At 61.8% G+C, this 13,553-nt stretch carries 7 protein-coding genes and 2 pseudogenes; 3 read left to right on the top strand and 6 right to left on the bottom strand.

All coding sequences use genetic code 11. From position 1 onward, the window contains the following. Positions 1-2: 2 nt before the first annotated feature. From selO to ACIOUG_RS15285, 5 genes and pseudogenes are all read right to left on the bottom strand, one after another. A complete protein-coding gene (gene selO, locus ACIOUG_RS15305; RefSeq protein ID WP_401066708.1) occupies positions 3-1,466 on the bottom strand; it encodes a protein adenylyltransferase SelO in 1,464 nt (487 codons plus the stop codon). Between the two features lie 48 nt (positions 1,467-1,514). Next, complete coding sequence (gene mscK / locus ACIOUG_RS15300) at positions 1,515-4,868, bottom strand: mechanosensitive channel MscK (RefSeq protein WP_401066707.1); 3,354 nt, start codon at positions 4,866-4,868, stop codon at positions 1,515-1,517. Positions 4,869-4,902: 34 nt separating this feature from the next. Continuing rightward, positions 4,903-6,645, bottom strand: a complete 1,743-nt coding sequence (locus tag ACIOUG_RS15295) for a potassium/proton antiporter (protein WP_027611349.1) — start codon at positions 6,643-6,645, stop codon at positions 4,903-4,905. Positions 6,646-6,967: 322 nt separating this feature from the next. Continuing rightward, positions 6,968-7,567: pseudogene (locus ACIOUG_RS15290) on the bottom strand (methyl-accepting chemotaxis protein); the annotation flags it as partial. 303 nt (positions 7,568-7,870) lie between these two features. Next, positions 7,871-8,527: pseudogene (locus ACIOUG_RS15285) on the bottom strand (MCP four helix bundle domain-containing protein); the annotation flags it as partial. Between the two features lie 343 nt (positions 8,528-8,870). On the opposite strand from ACIOUG_RS15285, the gene ACIOUG_RS15280 reads away from it, so the two are divergent. From ACIOUG_RS15280 to ACIOUG_RS15270, 3 genes are all read left to right on the top strand, one after another. Then, positions 8,871-9,101: a hypothetical protein gene (locus ACIOUG_RS15280; protein ID WP_003220969.1), complete on the top strand. Its 231-nt coding sequence runs from the start codon at positions 8,871-8,873 to the stop codon at positions 9,099-9,101. Continuing rightward, a complete protein-coding gene (locus ACIOUG_RS15275; protein WP_003220971.1) occupies positions 9,098-9,400 on the top strand; it encodes a cell division protein ZapA in 303 nt (100 codons plus the stop codon). Before ACIOUG_RS15280 ends, ACIOUG_RS15275 begins: the two co-directional genes overlap by 4 nt. Positions 9,401-9,499: 99 nt before the next feature. Then, on the top strand, positions 9,500-11,437 hold the full coding sequence (locus ACIOUG_RS15270) for a methyl-accepting chemotaxis protein (protein WP_401066705.1): 1,938 nt from the start codon (positions 9,500-9,502) through the stop codon (positions 11,435-11,437). A gap of 141 nt (positions 11,438-11,578) precedes the next feature. Here the strand turns inward: ACIOUG_RS15270 and ACIOUG_RS15265 are convergent, their stop codons facing one another. Further along, positions 11,579-13,381, bottom strand: a complete 1,803-nt coding sequence (locus tag ACIOUG_RS15265) for an acyl-CoA dehydrogenase (protein WP_401066703.1) — start codon at positions 13,379-13,381, stop codon at positions 11,579-11,581. Between the last annotated feature and the right edge of the window lie 172 nt (positions 13,382-13,553).

The raw sequence follows: 13,553 nt of genomic DNA, 5'->3' as shown, positions 1-13,553 counted from the left end.
CCTCAAGACGAGCAACTGATCTCCAGATGCTTGCCCCACTCCGGCGGCCGCTCGGCATAACCGTCCATCCCCGGCTGTTCGTCGAACGGCTTGCTCAGCACCGCATGCAGGCGCCGGACTTCTGAATAGTCGCCTTGTTCGGCGGCGTCGATCGCCTTTTGCGCCAGGTAGTTGCGCAGGATGTACAACGGGTTGACCGCGTGCATCCGCGCTCGGCGTTGTGCCTGATCGCTGTCGCCATCGCGGGTAACCCGCGCCACGTAGCGCTCGCCCCAGACGTCGAAGCCTTTGATGTCGACAAAGTCGTCGCGCAGTTGGGTGATGGCCTGTTCTGCGGACGCTTCGCCGAGGCGGCGGAAGAACAGGGTGTAATCGACGCCGCTGTTCTGCATCAGTTGCAGCAGGTCTTCGAGCAGTTTCTGGTCGTCGTCTTCGGCGCTGGTGAAACCGAGGCGACGACGCATCAGGTCGAGGTAGTGCGCCTGGAACAGGGGCAGGTACAGGCCGAGGGTTTCGCGCAGGGCTTCGACGCTGATGAACGGCGTCAGGGCCTGGGCCAGGGCGCTGAGGTTCCACTGGCCGATCGGCACTTGGTTGCTGAACGAGTAGCGGCCCTGATCATCGGAGTGGTTGCAGATGAAGTTGGCGTCGAAATCGTCGAGGAAGGCGAACGGGCCGAAGTCGAAGGTGATACCGAGGATCGACATGTTGTCGGTGTTCATCACCCCGTGACAGAAGCCGTAGGCCTGCCACTTGGCGATCAGTTCGGCATTGCGCTCGACGATCTCGCGGAACATCGCCAGATACGGCTCCGGCTGCTCCAGGCATTCGGGATAGTGCATCGCCAGTACGTGCTCACCGAGCTGTTTCTGCTGCTCGGGACGCTTGGTGTAGTAGAAGTATTCGAAGTGGCCGAAGCGCACATGGCTCGGCGCCAGACGCAACACCATCGCCGCGCGCTCCTGCTTCTCGCGCCACACCGGAGTGTCGGAGCCAATCACGCAGGCCGCGCGCGAAGACGGGATGTTCAGCGCGTGCAGCGCTTCGGAGGCGAGGAATTCACGGATCGACGAACGCAATACCGCGCGGCCATCGCCCATACGCGAAAACGGCGTCTGTCCGGCACCCTTCAAATGCAGGTCCCAGTGTTCGCCGGCGTTGTTGTAGACCTCGCCCAGCAGCAAGCCTCGGCCATCGCCCAGTTGCGGCGTGTAGCCGCCAAACTGGTGCCCGGAATAGACCATCGCCCGTGGCTCGGCATCGGCCCACAGCTTGTGGCCACCGAACAGTTCGGCGAATTCCTGAGTGTCAGCCGTCGTCGGGTCGAGATCGAGCAAGGCCAGGGCCGCGGGGCTGGCGACGACCAGACGCGGGTTGTCGATCGGCTCGGGCAGCACATGGGCGGAAAACGCATCACCCAGGCGGGCGAAGCGGTTGTCGAAGGTCAGTTCGTCGAGGGCTTTCACGGGCCGGCTCCAGCAGAATGTCCGAGCATTCTGCTGGGAACACACCGGTTAGTCGAGTTTGGCCGGCGGCGGCTCTTGCAGCGGCTTTTGCTCGCCACTGATCGGCACGATGGTTTTGTTCTCGTCCTCGATCGGCACCAACTTGTATTCCTGGCCATGAAGGTTTTTCAGATACACCTCCATCTGGCGGAACGAGATGTTGATGTGCTGCTTTTTGAACTCGCGGTTGATGAAGCGGTTCACTTCGTCGATCACCGGGTTACGGTCACCGAGGTCGCGCACGTGCATGCGCAGTTCGTGGTCGAGGGTGCTTTCGCCGAAGTTGAGGAAGTACACGTGCGGCTCGGGCTCCTTGAGGACGCGCGGGTTTTCCCGGGCAGCCTTGAGCAGCAGTTCCTTGACCAGATCCAGATCGGAGCCGTAATCGACGCCGAGTTTCAGGGTGACGCGGGTGATGGTGTCGGTCAGCGACCAGTTGATCAGTTGCCCGGTGATGAACGTCTTGTTCGGGACAATGATGTCCTTGCGGTCGAAGTCGGTGATGGTTGTGGCGCGTATGCGGATCTTGCTCACCGTGCCCGACAGGTTGCCGATGGTGATGGTGTCGCCGATCCGCACCGGGCGTTCGAACAGGATCATGATGCCGGAGATGAAGTTGGCGAAGATCTCCTGCATACCGAAACCGAGACCGACCGACAGCGCCGCCACCAGCCACTGCAGCTTGTCCCAGCTGACGCCGAGGGTCGACAGGGCGGAGACGAATCCGACGCCGGCGATCACGTAGGACAGCAGCGTGGTGGTCGCATAGGCGCTGCCCTGCGCCAGATTGAGTTTCGACAGCACGAACACTTCGAGCAGACCCGGCAAGTTGCGCGCCAGCGCGAAGGTGATGCCGATGATGATCAGCGCGCCGAGCATGTCGCCGATGCTGATCGGCACCATGCTCATGTTGGCGCCGGTGCCGCTGGTGTATTCGTAGAGGGTGATGTTGTCGAGGTACGAGAACACCGAAATCAGGTCGGCCCAGACCCAGTACAGCGCGGCGATGAAGCCGCCGAGCAGCGCCAGACGGATCAGGCGCAGCGACTGTTCGTTGACCTTTTCGATGTCCAGGGTCGGCTCTTCGATCACCGCTTCGCCGTCGCCGGCCTCTTTCGCGGCCTGACGCTTGGCCAGGGCGCGCTGGTAGGCCAGACGGCGTGCGGCGACCGCCAGACCACGGACGAAGGTGGCTTCGATCACCAGCCAGAACATCAGCAGGTACAGGGTATTGATCAGCCGGTCGCTGAGTTTCAGCGCGGTGTAGTAGTAGCCGAAGCACACCGCGACAAACAGGGCGATCGGCAGCAGCGTGAACATCACGCCGACGGCCTTGCGAAACAGCGAAGTGTTTTCGTGGGCCGGGCTGCTGATCAGCAAGCGGCTGAGCAGCCATGCCATCAGCGCGTAGCAGGTCAGCACCACCGGCATGCCGAGCACGTCGTCGGCCAGCGCCGCCGGTTGCAACTCGGCCACCGCCACCACGGTCACCAGCGCCATCACCACCAGCCCGAGGCGGCGGATCCAGCCCTGCAGGAACTCGACCTGCGGTTTGTCCCAGCGGAAATGCAGTTCGGCCACGCCGCCCGGCGAGAGAATCCGGTAAGCGGTGTAGAACACCAGCCACGCCTGACCCATTTGCAGCAGCGCCGCGCCCATGTTGGCGTTCTGGCCGCGGGCGTCGATCTGCAGGGCCAGACCGCACAGGCCCAGACCCAGGGCCACCGGCATCGCCAGCAGAATGTTGATCAGGATCGCCTGCGGCGTATGCCACTGGCTGTCACGCTTGAAGTGACCGATGTCCTGGTGAACCTTGTTCAGCCGCGCGTATAGCGCCTTGCGCCGCCACAGCAGAGCGCCGATCAGCAAGGCCAGTGGCAGGAACAGCAGCGGACGCTGGGTCAGGCCATCGGTCAGCTCGCTCAGGCTCGATGCCAGCGGCAGGGTGTCGACCTGGCGCTTGAGCCGCTCCGGCACGCCGCGTATCCATTCAGCGTCCAGCGGCTTGTTGCTGGGAATCCAGAACATCTGCTCGTCGAGGGTGGCGCGCAGGCTTTGCGCGGTGCTCAGCAATTGTTTCTGGTTGAGCTGCAGGGTGATCGATTCGTTGAGCACCGCGCTCAGTTCGCGGTTCAGGCGCTCGAGCAGGTCGGCGCGGGTGTTGGCCAGATCCAGCAGGCTCTTGCGCAGTTGCGGGGTGACTTGTTCCGGCGGCTGGGTGGAGAGCAGGGTGTCGACGTAGCTCGCCGGGTTGCTCAGCAGTTCGCGCTGCTGGCTGACTTCGAACTGGTACAGGCGAATGTCGGCAATCTGGTCCGCCAGATCGCGGTCGACCTTGAGTCGCGGCAACGCCTGCTTCTGCTTGTAGAGAATCTTCGACAGCAGCAGGCTGCCCTTGAGTACGTTGATCTGCTCGTCGAGGGCCGAGTCGCTTTGGGTCAGGCTGTCGAGTTGCTGTTTGGTCTGCAGGTTCTGCTGGGTGACTTCGTTGAGGCGGTCGGTGCTCTTGAGCAGGTAATCGGAAAGCTTGAGGTTGGCCGCGCTTTCAGTGGCGAGCAGGCTGCTGCCGCCGGCTTTTTGCGCCTCGATCGATTGCTGGGTCACGGTTTCCTGCGACTGCGCCAGACGCTTCTGGTTGATCAGTGTCTGCAGTTCCTGGATCTCGCGGTCGAGGCGGTCGGACTTCTCTGTGAGCAGGTCGTGCTGGCTGTTGCCCAGATCCTGCAACTGGCTGTTGCCGGCCAGCTCCTGACGGCGCAGCGGGATCAGCGCGTTCAGCGCGGCGAGCTCGGCGTTCAGTTGGTCGCGCTGCTCGGCGCTGACGGTCTTGCCCGCGTCCTTGCCGGATTTGAGGATGGTGTTGATCTGCTGGATGCGCGTCTGGCTGGCGGAGATTTCCGCCTGCGCACGCTCAGGACGGGTCTGCGCGGTGATGATCAGGCTGTTGGCATCGGCCAGGGCTTTTTGCAGATCGCTTTGCTGGGTCGAGCGATCCGTGAGGATCTGCTCCAGTTGCTGGATCGACTCCTTGGGAAAACGCTGGGCCATCGGTGTCACCGCCGTGGCCTTGAGACGTGCCAGTTCGCGGGTGTTCTCGATGGTCTGCCGCGGAGCGGAGGCCAGTTGCTGCTTGAGGTCGATCAGCTTCTGGTCGTAATCACGCCGGTTGTTGAGCTGATTGAGGGTGTTTTGCAGAACCGTCTGCAGGCTCTTTTTATCGGCATCCGGCAGTTTGCTGTCGGCCAGTTTGTCCAGGCTGGCCTGCACGGCTTCGCTGGACGGTGGTTCGGCGGCATACAGCGGGCCGACGGAAAGACTCAGGCCCAGCAGGGCCGCAAAAAAGAAAGAGCGCAGGGTAGGCATAGAGACCGGTCAAGCAAGTGATAGTGGACGCAGTTTAGAGGAAGAGACCGGGACCCGGGCGACTTCCTTCGGGGAATCTGACGCCCACTTTGCCGATCTTGTTCCCGTCCATGACCGCAACCGTCCAGTGGGTGTTGTTCCACTCCACCTGGTCGCCAACGATCGGTGCACCCCCGACCTTGTGGGCAATGAACGCACCCAGCGTCATGTCCGGATCAATGCCCTCGGCCGGCAACCCGTAAAGCGCTGCAACCGCTTTAAGCTGGGCGTCTCCTTCGAGCACGAAATCACCGAAGAAGCGCAGATCGAGGCCGCGTTGCGGCGCTTGGCTGAACAGTTTGCCGAGCGCCGGAAGGTTGTGTTCATGGCCGATAACACACAGCAAATCATCGACTTCCAGCACCGTACTACCCGACGGATGGAGCAGTTGCTGACCACGAAACAGCGCCGCGATACGCGTGCCTTCAGGCATTTTCAGCTCACGCAGGGGTGAACCGATGCACCATTTCTCGGCGCCGAGCTTGTAAACGAACAGCTCCCACTCGCTGGTGATGTGCACTTCCAGCGCCGAACGGGAGATCGGCGCAGGTTCCGGCGGTACCGTCACCTTGAGCAGTTTGGCGACCCACGGCAGGCTTGTGCCCTGCACCAGCAGCGACACCAGCACGATAAAGAACGCGAGGTTGAAGTACAGCTGCGCATTCGGCAGCCCGGCCATCAACGGGAACACCGCGAGAATGATCGGTACCGCGCCGCGCAAGCCGACCCAGGAAATAAACGCTTTCTCGCGACCGTGGAACGCCTTGAACGGCAGTAGGCCGACCAGCACCGACAGCGGCCGGGCGAACAGAATCATCCACAGCGCCAGACCGAGTGCAGGCAGGGCGATCGGCAGCAGATCGTGCGGGGTGACCAGCAGCCCCAGCACCAGGAACATGCCGATTTGCGCCAGCCATGCCATGCCGTCGAGCATGTGCAGGATCCCGTGACGACTGCGCACCGGGCGGTTGCCGATCACCAGACCGCACAGGTACACCGCGAGGAAACCGCTGCCGTGCAGGGCGTTGGTCAGGGCGAACACCACCAGACCGCCGGCGATCACCAGAATCGGGTACAGGCCGGTGGCAAGGTTGATCCGGTTGACCAGTTGCAGCATCAGCCAGCCGCCGCCGAGACCAATCACGCCACCGATGCCGAACTCGCGGATCAGGTGGGTCAGCAGGCTCCAGTGCAGGCCGGTCTGGCCGCTGGCGAGCATGTCGATCAGGGTTACGGTGAGGAACACCGCCATCGGGTCGTTGCTGCCGGATTCGATTTCCAGGCTGGCGGTCACCCGTTCGTTGAGGCCCTTGCCGCCGAGCAGCGAGAACACCGCAGCGGCGTCCGTGGAGCCGACGATGGCACCGATCAGCAGGCCCTGAATCAGGTTCAGGTCGAACAGCCACGCGGCGGCCATGCCGGTCAGCCCGGTGGTGATCAACACCCCGACCGTCGCCAGCGACAGTGCCGGCCACAAGGCCACGCGGAAACTCGAAACCCGGGTACGCAGGCCACCGTCGAGGAGGATCACCGCCAGTGCGAGGTTGCCGACCAGATAGGCCGTCGGGTAGTTATCGAAAATGATCCCGCCGCCATCGACCCCGGCCGTCATGCCGACCGCGAGGATGATCACCAGAATGGGGATGCCGAGACGGGAGGAAAGTGAGCTGACAAGAATGCTCGCACCTACCAGCAACGCGCCGATCAAGAACAGGCTGTTGATGGTCGTCGCATTCAAAGGCAGTACTCCAGAAGCGTAAAGACGGGCACAAACTGACCATGCAGTCTGCGTGCCAGCGATTCTAACCTGTTGAAATGTGATGCTGTCAAAAAGCTTTTTACGCTATGGGATTTGAGGTATGGGTTCGGCTGGGGATCGCTACCCTCACCCTAGCCCTCTCCCGGAGGGAGAGGGGACCGACCGCGGGGTTTGTTCAAGTTACACCGACCTGCAATATCGAGCCGAACTCAAAATCTGCAAAGCCCCCAATGTGCTCCCTTTCCCCCTCTCCCTCTGGGAGAGGGCTGGGGTGAGGGGCTTTTGACCTTGATCTGAAAATTTACAGGCTGAAACGCCCGACCATATTGTTCAGATCCAGCGCCAGACGCGACAGCTCGTTGCTCGCCGCACTGGTCTGATTCGCGCCGGTGGCCGATTGCACCGACAGGTCGCGGATGTTCACCAGGTTGCGATCCACCTCGCGGGCCACTTGCGCCTGTTCTTCGGCGGCGCTGGCGATCACCAGGTTGCGCTCGTTGATCTCGACGATCGCGGTGTTGATGGTGTCCAGCGACATCCCGGCACCACGCGCAATGTTCAGGGTCGATTCGGCGCGCTCGGTGCTGTTGCGCATCGAGTCCACGGCGTGTTCGGTGCCGCTCTGGATGCTGCCGATCATGCGCTCGATTTCGCTGGTCGACTGCTGGGTGCGATGCGCCAAGGCACGAACCTCGTCCGCCACCACGGCAAAACCACGCCCGGCTTCACCGGCACGCGCCGCTTCAATCGCCGCGTTCAGGGCCAGCAGGTTGGTCTGATCCGCCAGACCACGAATCACGTCCAGCACCTTGCCGATGTCGCGGGATTCATTCGCCAGATCGCCGATCAGGGTCGCGGTGCTCTGCACATCGGCGCTCATGCGTTCGATGGCGCTGACGGTTTCCTGTACCAGGTCACGGCCGTCGCCCGCCGAAGTGGTGGCGTTCTTCGAGGCTTCCGAAGTGCTCACCGCATTGCGCGCGACTTCTTCCACGGCGCTGGTCATTTCGTTGACAGCGGTGGCGGCCTGTTCGATTTCGTTGTTCTGCTGGGTCAGGCCACGGGCGCTTTCGTCGGTGACGCTGTTCAGTTCTTCGGCAGCGGAAGCCAGTTGGGTGGCCGAGCCGGAGATGCGCTGCAAGGTGTCACGCAGTTTCGATTGCATCTTGGCCATGGCCGCCAGCAGGCGCCCGGCCTCGTCGGTGCCGTCGACGTGGATCGGCTGGGTCAGGTTGCCCTCGGCGATGGTTTCCGCTGCGTCCAGTGCTTTGGAGATCGGCTTGGTGATGCTGATGGTCAGCAGCCAGGCGAACAGGAAGGTCAGGCCGGTGGCGATGACCAGCAGGCTGACCACCAGATTGAACGCCGAGGAGTACTGGTCCACCGCCTCCTGATTGGTCTGGCTGATCTGCTCGCCGTTGATCTGCATCAGGCGGTTGAGCACGGTGTTCATCGCTTCGGAGTTGTTCAGCAACTCGGTGTTGAGCAGGTTGCGCAACTCGTCCACCTGATTGCTGCGCGACAGGGTTTTCATCCGGTCTTCGATCTGACGGTACTGCCCCAGCAACTGCACATATTGGTCGTAGGCTGCGCGTTCCTGCGGGCCGCTGATCAACGGCTCATAGGCCGATTGGGCGGCGCGGATCTGCTGGTTGCGGGTGTCCAGCAGTTCCATGGTCTTCTGTTGCACGTCCGGCTCGCGGTTGACCAGCAAGCGATACGACAGCACCCGCAGGCGCAAGGTCAACTGCGTGAACTCGTCGAGGTTCTTGATGCTCGGCACGCTGCTGTTGGTGATGTCCTCGGCGGCGCCGCGGATTTTGCTCATCTGGTTCAAGGCGAACACACCGAGAATCAGCATCAGGCCGCCGATCAGGGCGAAACCGGTGAACGCCCGGGGGGCGATATTCATATTGCGAAGGGACATGGCGCGGATACCGAAAAGGGCCGCTTCCATGCGGGCTGAGACTGCTGTTGGATGACTTATCGGTCATACGACTAAAGTCTTGAGGCACTGTGCGTATTTGTCGCATATGGGCCTGAGCGACGAAGTGCAGGAACCAGATTGGCAGATCACAGTCTTTTAAACTCGCGAGAACGGTCGGCCACCAGGAAAATCAAGGCCTTGCGCCGGTATAACCCTGGCATCCGCAGTGACTTTTCTTTATCGTACGCGCCCTTTGAAAAACGCTTGGAAGATCAAAATGTTGGAAGCATCCCTCAGCCAATTGGAACAACTCGTCAGCGACCTGGTGCAACAGAACCAGACCCTCACGCAAACCAACCAGACCCTGTCCACGGAACTGGCCCAAGCCAAGGATGAAAACGAAAGCCTGCAACTGAGCCTGATGGAACAGGAAGAGAAGCACGGCGCCACCGCAGCGCGCATCCAGGCCCTGGTTGATCGCGTCAACGCAGGTCCTGTCAGCGCATGAACCACGGCACCGCAGGGGTAAAAGTCATCTCCATTCTCGGGGAGGACTATTCGATCAAGGCACCGGCCGGGGAAGAACAGACCCTGCTGGATGCCGCACTGATGCTCAAGGCCGCACTGGCCGACACCAAACGCAAATACCCGACGCTGATCGGTGACCGCTTGCTGGTGCTGGCCGCGATGAACCTGTGCTCGCAGCAGATCGAAATGAAGAAGCAGCACCAGGAAGAACTCGACCGTTACCAAGAGCAAGTCAGCGCCACGGTCGAAACCATCGCCAAGACCATCAATCAGGGCTGATGGAGTTGCGCACAACCAAAGAATAGATTGTCGATCGAGCTGTATACAATCGGCACGGCTGTTGCATTGTTTCGGCCACTTATTCTTTGGGGGTGCTCCATGCAGTTGTGGCGACGCAGTATTCAATGGCAGCTGATACTCAGCATGGGCACTGCCCTGCTGGTCAGCATCCTGATCGTGGTTGGCATTTATACCCTGGTGGTCAACCGCCTCGCCCAGAGCTATCTGGTCGAACAAGCGCTGCCGTCGAGCATCGAAGCGACGCGCAACGACATCGAGCGCATCCTCGTTCAACCCCTGACCGCCGCCAAAGACATCGCCAGCAACAGCATGGTGCGCGACTGGCTGGCTTCGGGTGAAGACAGCAGCAAAACGGCAGCCTTCGCGCAGTATCTGGAAGGCATCCGCGCCGAACATAAAGCCTTCACCGCGTTGATCATCGGCACCGAATCCAACCACTACATCACCGAAAAAGGCCTCGACCGCACCCTCAGTCGGGCCAAACCGGCCGACACCTGGTTCTATTCCTTTCTCGACAGCAACCAGCCGCGCACCCTGAACATCGACAACGATGGCGCCACCGGAGAATTGGCGCTGTTCATCGACTTGAAGGTCGAGCAGGCCGGCAAAGTGGTCGGTGTCGCAGGGCTGGGCCTGAGCATGAAAGAGCTGTCGGAGCTGATCCACAACTTCAGCTTTGGCGAGCGCGGCAAGGTCTATCTCGTGCGTTCCGACGGTTTGATCCAGGTCCATCCCGAGGCGCAGTTCAGCGGCAAGCGCACCCTCACTGAGCAAATCGGTGCGTCGGCGGCGCAAGCGGTCATGGGTCAAAAAGTCGCCGCTAACAGTTCCTTCCAGCGCGATGGCGAAGACTTCCTCGCCTTCAGCCTGCCGCTGCGCGATCTGGGCTGGACGCTGGTGGCCGAAGTGCCGCAATCGCAGATCTACGCCGAAGCCCGCAAAGCGATGTGGATGAGCGGCGGCATCGGGCTGGCGGTGGCACTGGTGTGCCTGGCGCTGGTGGTGTGGTTGGCCCAAGGGTTGGTGCGACCGATTCGTCAGGTAACAGCTGCGCTGGTAGCAATCGGTAGCGGCGGTGGAGATTTGACCCATCGGTTAGATTCCAGTCGCGCCGATGAATTGGGCGATCTCGCGCGCGGCTTCAACCGTTTTCTCGACAGCCAGCGCGGGCTGATCGGCGAAGTGCTGACCACCAGCGAGCGCCTGCGCACAGCAGTCGGCCAAGTGGCGAAAGTGGTGGAGAACACCGCCGAACGCTCCGGGCGCCAGCAGGAAATGACCGACATGGTCGCCACGGCGGTGCATGAAATGGGTCTGACCGTGCAGGAAATCGCGCAGAACGCCGGCAACGCCGCGCTGGCCTCGCAAACCGCGCGGGATGAAGCGCTGCAAGCGCGGGAAGTGGTCGGCGGCTCGATCCGCCATATAGAAAGCATGTCCGACGAGATTGGCCTGGCGGCGGGCGCGGTCGGTGAGCTGGCGCATCAGGTCGCGTCGATCGATTCGGTGCTGGCGGTGATTCGCGGGGTGTCCGAGCAGACTAACTTGCTGGCGCTCAACGCGGCGATTGAAGCCGCGCGCGCCGGAGATATGGGCCGTGGGTTTGCCGTGGTGGCCGATGAAGTGCGGACCTTGGCCCGCCGAACCCAGGCCTCCACCGACGAGATTCAGCAGATGATCGGCAGCCTCAAGCAAGGCGCCGAGAATGCCGTGTCATCGATGCGCACCGGGCAAGCGGCGACCGGCACCGGGGTTGAATCGAGCCAGCGTACTGGCGCGTCGTTGACCGCGATTACCGGACAGGTCGAGCGCATCAGTGACATGAACCATCAAGTGGCGACGGCGACGGAAGAGCAGTCGGCGGTGACGGAAGAGATTAACCGCAATGTGCAGGGAATTTCCGATCTGGCCCGGGCCACGGCGGGGGAGGTCCGGGCCTGTCGCGAGGATTGTCAGATGTTGCAGCGGTTGGCGGATGATCTGGCGCGGCAGATGGGTGGGTTCAAGTTGAGCTGATGTGTTGTCAGTTCGGGCCTCTTCGCGGGCAAGCCCGCTCCCACAGTGTCCGTGTCGTACCCAAGACTCATGTACGCCAGATAAACCTGTGGGAGCGGGCTTGCCCGCGAAGACGGCATCAGCTGCGACACATAATCCGGATCAGAACCACGCATCCCGCATCGCCAGACACGTATCATCCCGCGCCTCCAGCAACGCCAGCTCATGCTGGCAACCCGGCACTTCCCACGTCAGGAAATACCGCGCCGCCTGCAGCTTGCCCTTATAGAAGTCAGCATCCGCCGCATTGCCCTTGGCCAAGCCTTCCTCGGCACGAATTGCCTGTTCCAGCCAGCGCCAGCCAATCACTGTGTGCCCGAACACTTTCAGGTACAGCGCCGAATTCGCCAGGCTGCTGTTGACCTTGCCCTGCGCCAGATCGGTCAGCAGGCCGATGGTGACTGTTTGCAGGCGGGCTACCAGTTGCTCCAGTGGCTCGCGCAATGCGGTCAGCGATTCGTACGCGGTCGCGCGCTCAGCCGTGTTGGCGATCAAGCGAATCAGCTGCTTGAGGCCCGCGCCGCCGTTCTGCGCCAGTTTGCGCCCGAGCAAGTCCAGCGACTGAATGCCGTGGGTGCCTTCGTGGATCGGGTTCAGACGGTTGTCGCGGTAGTACTGCTCCACCGGGTATTCGCGGGTATAGCCATGGCCGCCAAGAATCTGGATCGCCAGTTCGTTGGCCTTCAGGCAGAACTCTGACGGCCAGGATTTGACGATCGGCGTCAGCAAATCCAGCAGCTCATGCGCCTGTTTGCGCTCGGCTTCAGTTTCCAGCGTGGTGGTGTCATCGAACAGCCGTGCGGCGTACAAACCGAGGTCAAAGGCCCCTTCGACGTAGGATTTTTGCGTCAGCAGCATGCGTCTGACGTCCGCGTGCTGAATGATCGCTACCGGTGCGGTGCTCGGATCCTTGCTGTCCGGCACCCGCCCTTGCGGGCGTTCGCGGGCGTACTCCAGCGAGTACAGGTAACCGGCGTAACCAAGCATCACCGCGCCCATGCCGACGCCGATCCGCGCCTCGTTCATCATCTGGAACATGTAGCTCAAGCCATGATGCGGCTTGCCCACCAAATAGCCGACGCACTCGCCGTTATCGCCGAAGTTCAGCGCGGTGGAAGTGGTGCCACGCCAGCCCATCTTGTGGAACAGCCCGGCCAGCAGCACATCGTTGCGTTGGCCGAGGCTGCCGTCAGCGTTGACCAGAAACTTCGGCACGATGAACAGCGAAATACCTTTCACCCCCGGCGGCGCGTCCGGCAGTTTGGCCAGGACCATGTGCACGATGTTTTCCGACAGCGGATGATCGCCGCCGGAAATGAAGATCTTGTTGCCCTTGAGGCGATACGTGCCGTCGGACGCAGGTTCGGCGCGGGTACGAATATCCGACAGCGATGAGCCGGCGTGCGGTTCGGTCAGGGCCATGGTGCCGAAGAAACGGCCGTCGATCATCGGTTGCAGGAAACGCTGTTTCTGCTCGTCGCTGCCGAAGCTTTCGATCAGGTTGGCCGCGCCCATGGTCAGGAACGGGTAGGACGTGGTCGCCGCATTCGCCGCTTGAAAGTGCGCAAAGCAGGCTTGCGACAGCAGTGTCGGCAGTTGCATGCCGCCGGCTTCGAAGCTGCGCGCGGCGTTGAGGAAACCTGCTTCGAGAAACGCATCCACCGCCGGTTTGACTTCGGGAATCAGAATCGCCTGACCCTTCTCGTAGCGCGGCTCGTTCTCGTCGCCCTTGCGGTTGTGCGGCGCGAAGTATTTCTCGGCGATGCTGCGCGCGGTGCCGATGGCCGCGTCGAAGGTCTCGCGGTTGTGCTCGGCAAAGCGCTCACGTCGGGTCAGGCCTTCGGCATCGAGGACTTCGTACAGCTCGAAAGCCAGATTGCGGGAACTGAGCAGCGTCTCGGACATGGCGGCCTACCTGAAAATTGGGGTTGGGCCGAGTCTAGGCGTGCTGATAAACGCTGAACAGGATGATTGATGGGCGTGATAAAGAAGCAAAAGATCGCAGCCTTCGGCAGCTCCTACACGGTCTTTGTAGGAGCTGCCGAAGGCTGCGATCTTTTGATCTTCTGTAGGAGTG

The organism is Pseudomonas sp. NPDC087803 (assembly GCF_044742995.1).
Lineage (GTDB): Bacteria > Pseudomonadota > Gammaproteobacteria > Pseudomonadales > Pseudomonadaceae > Aquipseudomonas.
The sequence above is the reverse complement of the archived record's forward strand: the minus strand, read 5'-3'. Positions and strand labels throughout refer to the sequence as shown.